The 14,758-nt window shown below is 65.7% G+C and carries 14 protein-coding genes; 8 read left to right on the forward strand and 6 right to left on the reverse strand.

Features of this window, described 5'->3' with window-relative positions:
• Positions 1-4: 4 nt before the first annotated feature.
• Together deoC (E3T48_RS16345) and tkt are read right to left on the reverse strand one after the other, a co-directional pair.
• The gene (gene deoC / locus E3T48_RS16345; protein WP_134525070.1) at positions 5-700 is read right to left on the reverse strand and encodes a deoxyribose-phosphate aldolase; all 696 of its coding nucleotides are present in this window, start codon (positions 698-700) and stop codon (positions 5-7) included.
• Complete coding sequence (gene tkt / locus E3T48_RS16350; RefSeq protein ID WP_134525071.1) at positions 697-2,784, reverse strand: transketolase; 2,088 nt, start codon at positions 2,782-2,784, stop codon at positions 697-699. The genes deoC (E3T48_RS16345) and tkt overlap by 4 nt, the downstream gene beginning before the upstream one ends.
• Before the next feature lie 93 nt (positions 2,785-2,877).
• Here tkt and E3T48_RS16355 point away from each other — a divergent pair, with 93 nt between their 5' ends.
• The 7 genes from E3T48_RS16355 to E3T48_RS16390 all read left to right on the forward strand — a co-directional run bounded on the left by E3T48_RS16355 (position 2,878) and on the right by E3T48_RS16390 (position 10,892).
• Positions 2,878-4,062 carry an ROK family protein gene (locus tag E3T48_RS16355; protein ID WP_134525072.1) on the forward strand — a complete coding sequence of 395 codons (1,185 nt, stop codon included), beginning with the start codon at positions 2,878-2,880 and terminating at the stop codon, positions 4,060-4,062.
• A 199-nt stretch (positions 4,063-4,261) separates the two neighbouring features.
• Positions 4,262-4,720, forward strand: coding sequence for a PTS sugar transporter subunit IIA (locus E3T48_RS16360; RefSeq protein ID WP_134525073.1), 459 nt, complete (start codon positions 4,262-4,264; stop codon positions 4,718-4,720).
• Positions 4,721-4,783: 63 nt separating this feature from the next.
• Positions 4,784-5,056: a PTS sugar transporter subunit IIB gene (locus E3T48_RS16365; RefSeq protein ID WP_134525074.1), complete on the forward strand. Its 273-nt coding sequence runs from the start codon at positions 4,784-4,786 to the stop codon at positions 5,054-5,056.
• A 42-nt stretch (positions 5,057-5,098) separates the two neighbouring features.
• Positions 5,099-6,625: a PTS ascorbate transporter subunit IIC gene (locus E3T48_RS16370; protein ID WP_134525075.1), complete on the forward strand. Its 1,527-nt coding sequence runs from the start codon at positions 5,099-5,101 to the stop codon at positions 6,623-6,625.
• Positions 6,626-7,029: 404 nt separating this feature from the next.
• Positions 7,030-8,097: an extracellular solute-binding protein gene (locus E3T48_RS16380; RefSeq protein WP_134525076.1), complete on the forward strand. Its 1,068-nt coding sequence runs from the start codon at positions 7,030-7,032 to the stop codon at positions 8,095-8,097.
• A 23-nt stretch (positions 8,098-8,120) separates the two neighbouring features.
• Positions 8,121-9,134, forward strand: a complete 1,014-nt coding sequence (locus E3T48_RS16385) for an ABC transporter ATP-binding protein (protein WP_134525077.1) — start codon at positions 8,121-8,123, stop codon at positions 9,132-9,134.
• 12 nt (positions 9,135-9,146) lie between these two features.
• Positions 9,147-10,892: an ABC transporter permease gene (locus E3T48_RS16390; RefSeq protein ID WP_338145251.1), complete on the forward strand. Its 1,746-nt coding sequence runs from the start codon at positions 9,147-9,149 to the stop codon at positions 10,890-10,892.
• A 165-nt stretch (positions 10,893-11,057) separates the two neighbouring features.
• Here E3T48_RS16390 and E3T48_RS16395 read toward each other — a convergent pair whose 3' ends face one another.
• The 3 genes from E3T48_RS16395 to E3T48_RS16405 all read right to left on the reverse strand — a co-directional run bounded on the left by E3T48_RS16395 (position 11,058) and on the right by E3T48_RS16405 (position 12,821).
• Positions 11,058-11,552, reverse strand: a complete 495-nt coding sequence (locus E3T48_RS16395) for a PIN domain-containing protein (RefSeq protein WP_134525078.1) — start codon at positions 11,550-11,552, stop codon at positions 11,058-11,060.
• A 119-nt stretch (positions 11,553-11,671) separates the two neighbouring features.
• Positions 11,672-12,463 (reverse strand): ImmA/IrrE family metallo-endopeptidase, encoded by a 792-nt coding sequence (locus E3T48_RS16400; RefSeq protein WP_134525079.1) that lies wholly within the window; start codon positions 12,461-12,463, stop codon positions 11,672-11,674.
• Between the two features lie 19 nt (positions 12,464-12,482).
• Entirely contained in the window at positions 12,483-12,821 is a 339-nt protein-coding gene (locus E3T48_RS16405; protein ID WP_166789781.1) for a helix-turn-helix domain-containing protein, read from the reverse strand.
• Positions 12,822-12,977: 156 nt separating this feature from the next.
• On the opposite strand from E3T48_RS16405, the gene E3T48_RS16410 reads away from it, so the two are divergent.
• Positions 12,978-14,009, forward strand: a complete 1,032-nt coding sequence (locus E3T48_RS16410; RefSeq protein WP_134525081.1) for an NADPH:quinone reductase — start codon at positions 12,978-12,980, stop codon at positions 14,007-14,009.
• A 40-nt stretch (positions 14,010-14,049) separates the two neighbouring features.
• Here the strand turns inward: E3T48_RS16410 and deoC (E3T48_RS16415) are convergent, their stop codons facing one another.
• Positions 14,050-14,754 (reverse strand): deoxyribose-phosphate aldolase, encoded by a 705-nt coding sequence (deoC, locus tag E3T48_RS16415; RefSeq protein ID WP_134525082.1) that lies wholly within the window; start codon positions 14,752-14,754, stop codon positions 14,050-14,052.
• Positions 14,755-14,758: the final 4 nt, after the last annotated feature.

The following is a 14,758-nucleotide window of genomic DNA, read 5'->3' on the forward strand; positions in this document are numbered from 1 at the left end:
CTAGCTAGTAGGCGCCGGTCGGGACGGCGGGTGTGGCGCCGCTGAGTAGTGAGGCGCTGCCGGAGACGCCGAGGCGACTCGCGCCCGCGGCGATCATGGCGAGGGCATCGTCGAAGCTGCGCACGCCGCCCGATGCCTTCACCTGGGCTTGGTCGCCCACGGTTCTTTTCATCAGGCGCACGGCGTGCTCGGTCGCCCCGCCGGCGGGGTGGAAGCCGGTGGATGTCTTAACGAAGTCGGCGCCCGCGGCCACGGCAGCCAGGCACACGGCGACGATCTCGGCATCCGTCAACGCTGCAGATTCGATGATGACCTTGAGCAGTTTCGGTGCCGGGATGCTCGCGCGCACGGCGGAGATATCGGCCTGCACGTCGCCGAAGCGGCCGGCCTCCGCGGCACCGATGTCGATGACCATGTCAATCTCGTCGGCGCCCTGCTCGATGGCGAGCGCGGCCTCGGCGGCCTTGACGGCGCTGTGATGCTTGCCGCTGGGGAAGCCGCAGACGACCGCGACCTTGAGGTCGGCGCCGGCGGGGATCGTGAGCGGCAGCATCGACGGTGAGACACAGACGGAGTAGGTGCCGAGCTCGATGGCCTCGGCGATCAGGGCCGTCACGTCTGCGGCGGTGGCCTCGGGCTTGAGCAGGGTGTGGTCGATCTGACAGGCGACGCTTGCGGCGTCGGGGGAGAGAGAGGTCATGAGGTGCGTCCGTGGTTGGTGAGGGGTTCGGGGGTGCCTTGCGGCGTGGCGGGGTTGCCGGCGAGGGTGACGTGCGCGGCGGCGATGACCGCATCGAGGTGGATGCCGCGGCGACGGAGTACCTCGGGGCCGCTACCCGACTCGCCGAACTCTTCAACCGACACCACGCATCCGTCGAGTCCCACCCACCGGTACCAGGCGTGGCCGCGGCCCGCCTCTACGGCCACGCGGGCGCGGAGGGTCGCGGGCAGCACTGACTCGCGGTACTCGGCGGTCTGTTCGGCAAACCACTCGACGCAGGGCATGGAGACCACCCGGGCGGAGATGCCCTGCTCGGCGAGCTGGGTGGCGGCGTCGATGGCGAGATGCACCTCGCTGCCGGTGGCGAGGATCGCCAGGTCGCTGCCGTCGCCGTGCTGCCAGCGCACGTAGCCGCCGGCCGTCACCCCGGCGGGCGTGAACTCGGTGTGCGCCAGCACGGGCAGGTCCTGCCGGCTGAGGATGAGCGCGACAGGCCGGTCGGGAGAGGCGAGGATGCGGCGCCAGGCGGCGACCACCTCCACGGAGTCGGCGGGGCGCACCACATCGAGGCCCGGAACGGTGCGGAGCGACGCGATCTGCTCGACGGGCTGGTGGGTGGGGCCGTCTTCGCCGACGGCGACGGAGTCGTGGGTGTAGACGTACACCGCGCCGAGGCCCATCAGGGCGCCGAGGCGGATGCTCGGGCGCATGTAGTCGCTGAAGACCAGGTAGGTGGAGGCGAACGGGCGCCACGGACCCTGCAGCGCGATGCCGTTGAGGATGGCGGCCATGGCGTGTTCGCGGATGCCGAACCGGATGAACTCGCCGCCGGGGTTCGCGGCGGAGAAACGGGCCCCGTCGACCTCGACGGTGGTGGAGCCGGCGAGGTCGGCGGAGCCGCCCCACAGGGGTGCGGTGCCCTGCAGGGCGCGGAGCACGGCGCCGTTGGTCTTGCGGGTGGCGATCATGTCGCCGGGGCTGCCGACGTTCAGGGTGTTGAGGGCGGAGCTGTCGAATTCACCACCATGGAAGGCGTTCCACCGTGCCACGGCTGCGGGGTTGCCGGTGCTCCAGGCGGCCAAGTCGGCCTCCCAGTCGCGGTGCAGCTGCTCGCCGCGGGTGAGCGCCCCGCGGGTGTGTTCGAGGATCTCGGGGGCGACGAGGTCGTCGAGGGGAGCGTCGGGTGCGAAGCCGAGCGTGGTCTTCACGGTTGCGAGCTCGTCGGCGCCGAAGCCGCCCGAGTGCGCGGCCGACGTGCCACCGAACTTCGCGGAGGGGGCGCCGATGACGGTGCGTAGGGCCACGAGGGTGGGGCGGCCGGTGCGCTCCGCCGCAGAGCGCAGGGTGACCTCGAGGGCGTCAAGGTCGTTGGAGGTGTCGATCTCGAGCACGCGCCATCCGTAGGCCCGGTACCGGCCGCGCACGTCTTCGGAGAAGGTTTCGGAGGTGCCGGAGTCGATGGTGATGCCGTTGTCGTCCCAGATCAGCACCAGGTTGTCGAGGCCGAGCGTGCCGGCCAGGCTGGACGCCTCACCGGACACTCCCTCCTGCAGGCATCCGTCGCCCGCCAGCACCCAGGTGGTGTGGTCGAGCAGGTTGGAGCCGGGGGTGAACACGGCGCTCTCGTGCCTGGCGGCCATGGCCATCCCCACCGCGGAGGCGACGCCCTGACCGAGCGGGCCGGTGCTCATCTCCACGCCGACGGTGTGGTGCACCTCGGGGTGTCCGGGCGTCTTGGAGCCGAGGGTGCGGCTCTTGGCGAGGTCGTCGAGGGTGAGGCCGTAACCGGTGAAGAACAGTTGGGTGTACAGCAAAAGGCTGGCGTGACCGGCGGAAAGAACGAAGCGGTCGCGGGCGGGCCAGTCGGGGTGGGCGGGGGAGTGACGCAGAACTCGGGCGAACAACACGTGGGACAATGGCGCCAATGCCATGGCGGTGCCGCCGTGTCCATGTCCTTTGGCCTGCACTATGTGGGCGGCCAGGGCTTGGGCACTCGCGACAGCACGGGTGTCGAGCTCGGTCTGCGTCGTCGTTGACGTGGGATTCGTTGATTCGCTAGCCATGGGAGACACTTTGGTATACAAATGTACTTAAGTCAATAACGGATCCGGCGGGTGTGCAGTGCGCCCGCGGATGCGTCGGAGGGTAAGGATTCGATGGCGCACACTCTATCCACGGGCTCGGGCGTGGTGCTCGGCCTGATCCGATCCGGCCTCGCCACCACCCGCAGCGACCTCATCGACCAGCTCGGCTGGTCGCGGATCACCCTGGCGCGGCGTCTGGACGAACTGCTGCTCGCGTCGATCGTGGTGAGTGTGGGGCAACTCGATTCCCGCGGCGGCCGCCCGCCCGAGGAGTTCGCGGTCAATCCGCACGCCGGCCTGCTGCTCGCCGTGGACATTGGCGGGTCACACACCCGCCTGGCCATCACCGACCTGGTCTCCACCATCCTCAGCGAGGATGAAGCCGACATCGGGCTGAGCGAGGGGCCGGCCGAGATCTTCGAATGGGCCGGCCAGGTCTTCGATCACATGCTCGATCGGCTCGGCAAGACCCGCGCCGACGTGGTGGGGATCGGCGTGGGCGTGCCCGGCCCGGTCGATTTTGTGACCGGGCGACTCGCCACCCCGCAGGTGGACGCGCAGTGGGACGGCGTCTTGGTGAAGGACTATTTCGCCGGCCGCTTCGACAATGCCGTCTTCGCCGTTGACCGGGACGTGAACATCATGGCGCTCGCCGAGGCGCGGCGGGGCTGGAGCGAATACCGGGACGTCGCGGTGCTCAAGGCCGGCATCGGGGTCGGTCTGGCGTTTGTGCTCGACGGCTCGATCTACCACGGCTCCCGGGGAGGCGCGGGCGATCTCAGCCCGGTGCGCTCCGGCGGAGCCCGCACCGAACGGCTTGAGACGATCGCCAGCGGCGCGGTGATCCGCCGCGAACTGCAGCGCCGGGGCTACCGCGTGCGCACCAGCAACGACATCGTCGGCCTCGCCAACCAGGGCGACCCCGAGGTGCTGCGGCTGCTCAGCGAGACCGGTACCGCCATCGGGCAGAGCCTGGCGCACGTGGTGGGCCTGCTCAACCCGCAGGCCGTGGTGGTCGGCGGCAACCTCGCCCAGGCCGGCGAGCCCTTCCTCGGCGCCATCCGCGACGCTATCTTCGCCGGCGCCCGGGACTTCGCCCTGCAGGGGCTGGTGGTGGAGAAATCCCGGCTCGGCCACATCGCCGGGATTACGGGAGCCTCGCTCATCGCCCAGGACGCACTCTTCGAGGCCGACCGCATCAGCCGGCTTACCCGCGGCGGCCTGCCCGGTGTCTCCCTGCTCATTCCGTCGATCTGATTCGCGCGGGAGCTCGGGGCAGTTCCCACGCTGCCCGCGCCCGCCATTCGCTGCCCACGACGCCACTTCGATACGCCAGGCAATCAGTTTCAAAAAACTTTGGTTCATTTGTAGACAAAAGGTCGCTTAGGCTTGTACAGTCATCCCAATCGCCCTCGCAGTCAGGGGGTGGATCGAATCCAAACAACGGAGTTCATTCGTGGCATTCAACCTCGCCGAAGCACTGTCGTCCATCGTGACCCAGGCGGATGCAGCCGACTGGCGTGCCGCGATCCGTCTCGCCGGCGACGGCCTCGTGTTGGGTGGAGCAACCACGGATGCCTACACCGACGAGATGATCGACGCTGTCGAAAAGCACGGCCCGTACATCGTCATCGCCCCGGGCATCGCCCTGGCGCACTCCCGACCGTCGCCGGCGGTTCTCACCGGCGGACTCAGCTGGGTGAGCCTGGCCACCCCCGTCGAATTCGGCAACAAGGCCAACGACCCCGTCAACCTCGTGATCGGGCTCGCCGCCGTCGACCACGACGCTCACCTCACAGTGATGCGTGCACTGGCCGGTGTTCTCGCCGACAGCTCGGCCATGGAGCGCCTCACCGCGGCCACCAGCCCCGACGACGTTCGCGCCGTGCTCCGCGGGCTCGCCTCGGTCGCGTAACGCGCGGCACAGCATCCACCCCACTCTTTTACCCTCTTATCTCACCCAATCGAAAGGCACCCCATGAAGATCGTCGCCGTCTGTGGAATGGGCATCGGTACGTCCGTGCTCCTGAAAATGAACGCCGAGAAGGTTCTCGCGAAGCTCGGTATTGATGCGGATGTCGAGGCCGCCGATATGGGCGTGGCCCGCGGCGCCGCGCAGACGGCCGAGATCGTGCTCACCTCCCAGGAGCTCGCCGAGGAACTCGGCGATGTGCCCGCCGAGGTCATCATCATCAACAACTTCTTCGATCTCGAGGAGATCACCGAGAAGCTCACCGCCGCCGTCGAGTAAACCCTTTCACCTTCCCTTCTCACAGAATATGGAGCTCCCACAATGGAGTGGCTCGTCGTCGTACTGAACTTCATCGGACAGCAGATTCTCAATGTGCCGGCCTATCTGATCGGCATCATCACCGCCATCGGCCTCATGGCGCTCAAGCGCAACTCCGGGCAAGTGATCGGCGGTGCTCTCAAGGCGGCGCTCGGCTTCCTGATCCTCGGTGCCGGCGCCAACGTGGTGGTGGGCTCCCTCGACCCGCTGGGCAGACTGATCCTCGCGGTGACCGGTGCCCAGGGCGTTATTCCGACCAACGAGGTCATCACGGCCATCGCGCAGGAGCAGTTCGGCGCCCAGAGCGCCTACGTGCTCACCCTCGGGTTCCTGGTGATGCTTGCCCTGGCCCGCTTCACGCCGCTCAAGTACGTGTTCCTCACCGGGCACCACATGGTCTTCATGGCCACCATGCTCACCGTGGTGCTCTCCGTCGGCTTCGGTGACGGTGCCAGCTGGCTTGTGGTCGTCATCGGCGCCCTGCTGCTCGGCGTGATCATGGTGGTCATGCCCGCGTTCGCGCACCCCTGGACCAAAAAGATCACCGGCAACGACACCATCGCGATCGGCCACTTCGGTACCCTGGGCTACATCGCCGCCGGTGCGGCGGGCCAGGCCGTGGGTCGTCGCAGCAAATCGACCGAAGACATCAAGTTTCCGCAGGGACTCAAGTTCCTGCGCGACTCGATGGTCGCCACCTCGTTGTCGATGGTTCTCATCTACATGGTCTTCGCCATCTGGGGCCTCATCGCCCTTCCAATGCAGGATGCGCTCGGCATCTTCGGCTCCGCCGACGCTGGCGCGTTCATCATGGCGGCCTTTGCACAGGCCCTGCAGTTCGGTGTGGGTGTCGCGGTCATCCTCTACGGTGTGCGCACGGTGCTCGGCGAGCTGGTGCCCGCGTTCCAGGGCATCGCCGAGAAGGTTGTGCCCGGTGCGCGTCCAGCGCTCGACATCCCGATCGTGTTCCCGTTCGGCGCCAACGCCGTGCTCATCGGCTTCTTGAGCTCCTTCGCCGGTGGCCTCATCGCGCTGGGTGTGCTGGCAATCTGGCTGAACCCGATGTTCGGGCTCGCGCTGATCCTCCCCGGTATGGTTCCTCACTTCTTCACCGGGGGTGGAGCCGGTGTCTACGGCAATGCCACTGGCGGCCGCCTCGGCGCGATGATCGGTGGATTCGTCAACGGTGTGATCATCACCATCCTGCCCGCCATCCTGCTGCTGGTCCTCGGCGACCTCGGCTTCGCGAACAGCACCTTCGGCGACGCCGACTTCGGTTGGTTCGGCACGCTCGTGGGTGTCAGCGTCGGTGTGGGCGGCGGGCTCGGAGTCATCCTCGCGATCCTCATCGCGGTGGTGCTGGTTAGCGTCGCGATCGTCTACCAGATTCGCGTTGTGGACAAGGGTTGGGTGCCCGGGGCCAAGCGTGACGCCTGGATCGCGGAGGAGAAGGCTGCCGAGAAGGCTGTTCTCGACGCCGAGAAGGCTCGTCGCAAGGCGGAGAAGGAAGCGGCGGCCGAGGCCGTCTAGCTTCACCAGTTCTTTGTTTGGCCAGAGGGCGGCCCCGCGGTGCGGGGTCGCCCTCATCGTGTGTCTGTAGGCTGCTTCGCGGCTGAGGAGCACGCGGTGCTTACACCGACCCGAACATCGTCGAACAGATCCGGGAGATCGCGCCGGAGGGCGTCGACCTGATCGTCGAGGTCGCGCCCGCCCAGAACGCGCGGCTCGACCTCGCCGTCATCCGCAACCGCAAGACATCAGCTGAGTCGTCGGATTCAACGGCGCGAGTACAGCCAGTTAACGCAAGACGAACGTTCGTTCAGATGGCCTGGAGAAGGATTTGCTGCGCCTTAGTGTGAAGTCACCGTTGCTAAAACTTGACCCGGTCGGTGAGTGGCCATCTGCCCTCTCGCGGCCCAGAAAAGGACTGACAATTGAACAAGCGCACCCTCACCGCCACTCTTGCGGCCGTGCTTCTGGGCACCCTCGCGTTGACGTCGTGCAGCAGCACGGCAGGCGAGGCATCGTCGTCGGGGGACTCCTCCGGAACTCTCATCGTTTACACGAACTCGAATTCCGATGGGCGCGGGGAATGGGTGACGGCGAAGGCGGCCGAGGCGGGGATGAAGATCGAGATCGTGGGGTTGGGCGGAGCAGACCTCGCCAACCGCATCGTCGCCGAGAAGAACAACCCGGTCGGCGACGTTGTCTTCGGACTGAACAACATGTTCTTCGAAACGCTCAAGTCAGAGGATGCCGTTTCTGCGTACACGCCGGAGTGGTCGGGGGATGTCGACAAGAGTGCCGGCGACGCCAAGGATGGGGCGTTCTGGCCCTTGGTCGAGCAGGCCATCGTCACCGTTTACGACACCAACACCGTCACCGGGGCTGACGCGCCGACGCAGGTCAGCGACCTGTGGGAGGACGCCGCATACGACGGCCGATACGAGGTGAACACCAGCCTCGGCCAGGCCACCCCCCAACTGGTTCTCGCCGGTTTGCTCGCACCCTACGCCGACAAGAAGGGCGACCTGGGCATCTCTGATGCCGGCTGGAAGCAGGTGCAGGACTACTACAAGCACGGTTCCCCTGCCGTCGAGGGCACCGACCTGTATGCGCGCCTGACCCGCGACGAGGTCGACTACGGCGTGCTCCCCAGCAGCGGGATCACCAGCCGCGACGCCGAATACGCCACCAAGACCGGCGTGATCAGCCCGAAAGACGGTGTCCCCTACGTCACCGAGCAGATCGCGGTCATCAACGGCACCCCTCGCCAGGGCCAGGCCGAAAAGTTCATCGACTGGTTCGGCAGCGCCGACGTTCAGGGCGAGTTCGCCGCTGAATTCGCCTCCTTCCCGGTGAATGAAAAGGCACGCGCGCAGGCGCTCCCCGAGGTCGTTGCGCTGATCGAATCCCTCCCCAAGCAGGACATCGACTGGTCGCTGACCCGCGAACGGATCTCCGAGTGGGTCGAAAAGACCGAGCTCGAGTACCTGCCCTAGGGCTCGGCCCGGGACGAACTGGCATGATCAGATTCGAGAACGTCGAAGTGAGCTTCGGCGAGAAGATCGCCATCCCCGACCTGAACCTCGAGATCGAGCAGGGTGAGTTCTTCACCCTGCTCGGGCCCTCCGGGTGCGGGAAGACGACGGCCCTGCGCACGCTTGCCGGGTTCATCGAACCGTCCCGGGGTGAGATCTACATCGATGGGAAGGTGGCCACCCGGCTGCCGAGCGAAAAGCGCAGCGTGGGCATGGTCTTCCAGAACTACGCGCTGTTCCCCAGCATGAGCGTGCGGGAGAACATCGCGTTCGGCCTCCGGGTGCGGAAGACCAGGAAAGCCGAAACGGCGCTCCTCGTCGACGAGATCGCCGCCCAAGTCGAGCTCACCTCGGAGCAGCTCGCCAAGAACGTGTCCGAACTCTCCGGTGGCCAGCAGCAGCGGGTCGCCATCGCCCGTGCCCTCGTGCTCAAGCCGCGCATCCTGCTGCTCGATGAGCCCCTGTCCAACCTCGACGCCAAGCTGCGCGTGCAGTTGCGCGAACAGCTGAAGAACCTGCAGCGCGAACTCGGCATCACCACGGTGTACGTCACGCACGACCAGGAAGAAGCTCTCACCATGAGCGACCGGATCGCCGTGTTCAACCATGGCGTGGTCGAGCAGGTAGGCACCCCGGAGGAGATCTACAACCGCTCCGGCACCGAGTTCGTCTGCACCTTCGTCGGTGCGATGAACAGGCTTTCGGGTGATGTCGTGCACCAGCTTCGCCAGCGCGGTGGCACCGGTCTCGCGGCGGCGAAAACGTCGTACCTGCGCCTGGAGAAGGTGTCGTTGCACGCGCCCACGGGCGCCACTGCCGCGATTCGGCTCGACGGTGTCGTTGCCGGCCGTTCGTATCACGGCTCTCACAGCACCTACACGATCGACAGTCACGGCAGCAGCATCCGCGCTCTGGTCCCCGAGGGCGGCGGATGTCCGCTCGAACCAGGTTCTGCGGCGCAGCTGTATATCGACCCGTCGTCGGTCCTGCAGTACTAGAGGGGAGCATCCGTGCGCAATTCGTCGTGGGCCTCGATGTTCCGATCCCCGTTCGTGGTCATCGTCAGCCTGGTGACGCTATGGTTCGTGGCGACGTTCCTGGTCTTCCCGAATGCCAACCTGCTCATTTCAACGTTCCTGCCGCAGGGCCAGTTCAGCTTTCGAGCCATCGACAAACTGGTCAGCTCCGAACGCGCGATGAACAGCCTCTGGCACAGCTTCGCGCTGGCCGCCACGCTGGCCGTCACGGTGAACGTCGTCGGAATCTTCATCGTTCTCGTCACGGACTATTTCAAGATCCGTGGGGCACGGATGCTGTGGCTCGGCTATGCCACCACGCTCATCTACGGCGGAATCGTGCTCGCCGCCGGTTACAACTTCATCTACGGGCGCTACGGATTCGTCACCAACGCCGTGCGCAACTGGTTTCCGGAGATCGACCCGAACTGGTTCTCCGGGTACTTCGCGGTCGTCGTTGTGATGACACTGGCCACGACGACCAACCACATGCTTTTCCTGGGATCGTCGCTGGCCAAGATCGACTACCAGACCATCGAGGCGGCCCGCAACATGGGCGCATCGACCATGAGCATCCTCTGGCGGATCGTGCTGCCCGCCCTGCGGCCGATGATCTTCGCCGTGACCGTGCTCACGTTCCTGACCGGCCTCGGTGCCCTGACGGCGCCGCTTGTGTTGGGCGGCACCGACTTCCAGACGATCGCCCCGATGATCCTCACCTTCTCCAAGAGCACCGGGTCGCGCGACCTCGCCGCCCTGCTCGCCGTCATCCTCGGTCTGGCGACCATCGTGCTGCTGGCCATGATGAACCGGGTCGAGAAGTCAGGGGTGTACTTCTCGGTGGCGAAGGTGGCGACACCGCTGCAGAAACAGAGAATCCCGAACCGATTCGCGAACGCTGCCGTGCACGTGGCCGCCTACGTCCTCTTCGTCGTCTACGCGACGCCGGTTCTGCTCATCGTTCTGTTCTCCTTCCTGCAATCGAGCGCCATCCTCACCGGCAGCATCACCTGGGGCGACTTCACCCTCGACAACTACGCCACGGTGTTCGGCACGCCCGCGGTGCTCCGACCCTTCGTGGTCAGCGTCGTCTACAGCGCGCTGGCGTCGGCGATCGTCGTCGGCGGGATGCTGTTCGTCTCACGCGTGCTGCAGAAACACCGCAACCCGGTCACCACCATGCTGGAATACCTGCTGCACATTCCCTGGATCCTGCCGACGATTCTCATCGCCCTTGCCCTCGTCATGACGTTCGACCGCCCCAACGCGATGGTCGGCGGCCAGGTGCTCACGGGAACGACGAGTCTGCTGCTGATCGCCTACGTGATCGTGAAGGTCCCGTTCACGTTGCGATTGCTCAAGGCTGCTTTTGCGTCCGTACCCGAGTCACTGGAGGATGCCGCCCGCATCCTCGGTGCCGGGTCGATGTTCACCCTTCGCAAGGTGCTGGTTCCGCTGATTCTTCCTACCGCAGCCGCGATCACGGCGCTCAACTTCAACAGCCTGCTCGATGACTACGACGCAGCCGTGTTCCTCTACCATCCCCTCTACCAACCGCTGGGCGTCGCAATCAAGGCCAGCACGGAGGGCGAGAACAACGTCGACTCGATGTCGATCACGTTCGTCTACACCGTGCTGCTCATGATCATCATGGGGTTCACGATGTATCTGGTCTATGGGCGAGGCGGTTCGTCGACGAGGCGCCGCAAGCGACGCGCGGGGACTGTGACGGTGAAATAGCCGCGCATCGCCCCGATCTGTGATGTGCGGCCGTCATCCGCAACCGCGGGTCGATCGCGGTCTATGCCAACGACGGCGGCGACCAGGTGACCCTCGACGTGTCGGCCGGGTGAGCTCCGGCGCTCGAACAGACCAGACAGCGCGGGTTCGGGGGAGACCAGAAACCTAGAATGCGTTCGTCAATCCCGTGAGGTGAAATGAGAGCAGACCGTCGTCCTGGTTCGCAACGAGCGAGTAGAGCCTTTTCAGCTGAGGCCGGCTCGTGATGAGGCCATGAAGCACGCTCTCCTCGAAAAGATCCACCGTCGTGAACGACGGGATTCCTGCTTTGTTGGCGAGTCGGATGGCATCCTGGTCGTCGATCATGGCCACCACATCGCGGCCTTGCTTTTGAATGAGCCGAGCATGGGCGAGGAGGACCATCTCGCCGCGGTTCTTGCCGGAGTTGGCCATAGATGCCGGGCAGTTGTTCACGACCCAGGCCCACTCGAAGTCATAGTCCTCGTTCGTCAACCTGTTCGGGGTGGTGAGCTCGACTATGTAGTTGCCGCTGATCATGCCTGCTAACTTGCGGTTGCAGAGGTCGAAGCGACGATCCTTCATTGACTTGTTTGCCACTTCGTCGACGACCGCATCGGGTACGACGATTTGATCGGTCATGCACTGGAGAGTATTGAGATAGAGCGTTGCGGTCTCTTTTCTCCCCAAGAAGTTAAGGATCGGTCCGGCGTCCAAGATGACGAGTTCGCTGTGGTCTCGTTGGGCGTCGGGCACTCGGCTCACTTGCGGCGGCCAAACCTTGACGTTGGGAGCTCGACGGGTTTCGGCATGATGCCGTATTCGTTCAGTTCGGCTTGGACCTTCTCGGTGGTGAGCCCGCGAATCCTCGCGACAACTTCAAGGCCGATGAGGTTGTTTTCGTATGCGTCCATGGCCAGTTCGACGATCCGCATGGGGGCTTGAGGAGTGTTCGCTTTCTGCTGTGAAGCTTGGTGCTCGTCGGTCCAACCGTGGCGGGCCGCGAGCTTTCCAACCGAGAGGCTCGACCATTCCTCTCGCTGACCTGGAGCCAGCCAACCTGCGCGGTCCAGCTGGATAAGTGCGATTTGGGTGGATACCTCGAAATAGCGCACGACGCGGGAGAGGTCGGCCTCATTGAGATCGCGCCTCGTCTTTTGGATTCCTCCGAGAAAGCCGGTTACGCCTTCGGAGGGTGCCAAGAGGTGTCGGGCGAAGGCATCCGCTCGGATCTCTTCGCTGGTTCGCAGGATGCACTCGATCACCCCGTCCTTCGCAAAGTCACCCAGTTCGAGGTGGCCCAGCTCATGCGCCAGAGTGGCGCGCTGTCGTTCGGGCCATAGCGTGCAGGCGACCGAGATGATGCGTTGCCCGGTCTCCGGGTCTTGCACCACCATTCCGTCGAGACCGGGGGCCATGTTGAGGATCGCGACGTCAATTTGCAGGCGGCTTTCAATCAAGTCGTTCAGGTCGCTGATAGGGGCACTACCGAGCCCGTACCTGAGACGGAAGTTGGCCGCGGCCTTGGCTGCGGTGTGCTCGTTGGAGATCATCGTGCACCGTTGGCGTGCACTAGGCCGGCTGCTTTGTCGTGAGAGCCCGGCGGAGGTAGGTATCCATCTCAAGCAGATAAAAGAGGTGATCCTTGACGGACTCCGTTTCCGCAATGCAGCCACTATTTGTTCGTGCAGCGTATTGCAGGCGGTCTCGCACGGGATGGCTATCCATCAGGCTCGATTCAAGGCAGCCTAGGGCGGCGGCGAATGCCGAGAGCTCGTAGGGCTTCACTGCGCGATCGCCCGATTCGATGCGGGCAATCGTCGATTGTGAGATGTCGGTGCGGGCCTGCAGGTCGCGTTGGGAGAGTTGCGCCAGCTCGCGAAGGCGCTTGATGCGGTCGCCGGTTGTCATCTGGATCAGCTCCCTCGTCAGGATGATTGAATCAAGTTTACACATTTTGATTCAACAATAGCGCGGCGCGAGTCTGCGATCAACTGTTCATTCGCGTCCGCGTTGGTTCAGGAGACAGTTGGGAAACAATCGGATGCCTCGTGCGTTGTCCCTGACATGAAGTCCATTGTGTACAGCCAGACCGGTGACCCGTCCGTGCTCCAGCTCGTCGATCGGTCGGTGACCGAACCCGGGGCCGGCGCGGTGCGGGTGCGGATCGTGGTCAGCGGTGTGAACCCCACCGATTGGAAGTCGCGCCGTGGCTCGGCACCGGGCGAGGCCCTGGCGTTCGAGGACGTCGTGCCCGGGCAGGACGGCGCCGGAATCGTGGAGGCGGTCGGCGCCGGGGTGCAGCACGTGCGCGTGGGCGACCGGGTATGGCTAGCGCTCGCCGCGTACCAGCGCGCGAACGGTGGCTCGGCTCAGGAGTACGCCGTGCTTCCCGCGGAGCGGGTCTTCGTGCTGCCAGCGAATGCGAGCTTCGACCAGGGCGCGAGCCTCGGGGTGCCGGCGATCACGGCGTATCGCGCGCTGACGGTGGCCGAAGACGGACCGCGGCGGCTGCACCCGGGCGCTTTGGCCGGGAAGGTGGTGCTCGTGGCCGGCGGAGCAGGTGCGGTCGGGCACGCGGCGATCCAACTGGCCCGGTGGGCGGGAGCATCCGTCATCACGACCGTGAGCGGGCCGGCGAAAGCGGCGCTCGCCACGGCGGCCGGCGCGCAGCACGTGCTCAGCTACACCGACCCGAACATCGTCGAACAGATCCGGGAGATCGCGCCGGAGGGCGTCGACCTGATCGTCGAGGTCGCCCCCGCCCAGAACGCGCAGCTCGATCTGGCCGTCATCCGCAATCGCGGGTCGATCGCGGTCTATGCGAACAACGGCGGCGATCAGGTGACGCTCGACGTGCGCCGGCACTTCAGCCTCAACGTGCGCTACCAGTTCGTGCTGCTCTACACGGTGGGTGCCGACGTCATTCGCGCGGCGGCCGAGGACATCAACGCCGCGCTCGCCGACGGCGCGTTGGCCGTGGGGGAGGAGGCGGGGCTGCCGCTGCACCGGTTCGACCTTGCTCACACGGCGGATGCCCACGCGCTGGTTGAGAGTGGCGCGGTCGGGAAGGTGCTGATCGACGTGTCGGCGAGGTGATTGATCGACCAGTACCGGCGGCCGACACCGGCGCAGACGATCAGTAAGTGCCGGCCAGGACGGTCGGTGTGGCGCCGCTGAGTAGCGAGGCGCTGCCGGAGACGCCGAGGCGGGTCGCGCCCGCCTCGATCATTGCTGCGGCCTCTTCAAAGGTCCGTACGCCGCCCGACGCCTTCACCTGGGCCCGGTCGCCCACGGTTCGCTTCATCAGGCGCACGGCGTGCACGGTCGCCCCGCCGGCGGGGTGGAAGCCGGTGGAGGTCTTGACGAAGTCGGCGCCCGCGGCGACGGATGCCTGGCAGGCGCCGACGATCTCGGCATCGGTCAGCGCAGCGGATTCGATGATGACCTTGAGCACCTTCGGCGCGGGGACGCTCGCGCGCACGGCGGCGATATCGGCCTGCACCTCGCCGAAGCGGCCGGCCTTGACGGCACCGATGTCGATGACCATGTCGATCTCGTCGGCGCCCTGCTCGATGGCGAGCGCGGCCTCGGCGGCCTTGATGACACTGTGGTGCTTGCCGCTCGGGAAGCCGCAGACGACCGCGACCTTGAGGTCGGCGTCGGCGGGGATCGTCAGCGGCAGCATCGACGGCGAGACACAGACGGAGTAGGTGCCGAGCCTAATGGCCTCGGCGATGAGTGCGGTCACGTCTGCTGCCGTGGCCTCGGGCTTCAGGAGGGTGTGGTCGATGTGGTTGGCGACGATGGCCGCACTGAGGGTGATGGTGGGGGCGGAAATCATGGTT

The sequence above is a fragment of the Cryobacterium fucosi genome, assembly GCF_004403515.1.
Classification (GTDB): domain Bacteria; phylum Actinomycetota; class Actinomycetes; order Actinomycetales; family Microbacteriaceae; genus Cryobacterium; species Cryobacterium fucosi.